We start from the raw sequence: 532 nt of genomic DNA, 5'->3' as shown, positions 1-532 counted from the left end.
CAAGCTGGAGATGAAAGCCAATAAGAGGGATAATAATCCCGATTAAACTTGGGGGATTAGCTCAGCTGGCTAGAGCACCTGCCTTGCACGCAGGGGGTCAACGGTTCGAATCCGTTATTCTCCACCACTGTTGAATAACACAGGGGTCAACGGAATTGCATTCCGCGTTGAATCCGTTATTCTCCACCACTGTTGAATAACACAGAAATTAACAGAAGGCCGTCAGGTTTAGATGTTATTCCGTTATTCTCCACCAGAGTAAAGCATTAGACAAACGAGTTTAATGAAAATTTAGAGTAAGGTTTAAATGCAAACGATGATTGATGAGTCGATGTAGCACATCATTTATAATGTATCATTTACCATTTAAAATTATACCCCTCCCTCCTACTTCAACGGAAGTATAAATTTGGGAAACGATGTAGAGTATCTTAATTTATTAAGAGATTTTACACAAGGTTCTTTGACATATTGTGAGAATAAAGTAAAGAGTAAGAGCAAAAATAGATAGCGATTGCCTTCGGGCATGAAG

At 39.1% G+C, this 532-nt stretch carries 1 tRNA gene; it reads left to right on the top strand.

From position 1 onward, the window contains the following. The first annotated feature begins 50 nt into the window (after nucleotides 1–50). Nucleotides 51–127: transfer RNA gene (locus tag G9H60_RS13255), tRNA-Ala, on the top strand. The last annotated feature ends 405 nt before the right edge of the window (nucleotides 128–532 follow it).

The sequence above is a fragment of the Aquirufa aurantiipilula genome (assembly GCF_019923745.1).
GTDB classification, from domain to species: domain Bacteria; phylum Bacteroidota; class Bacteroidia; order Cytophagales; family Spirosomataceae; genus Aquirufa; species Aquirufa aurantiipilula.
This window is presented reverse-complemented; position numbering and strand designations above follow the sequence as displayed.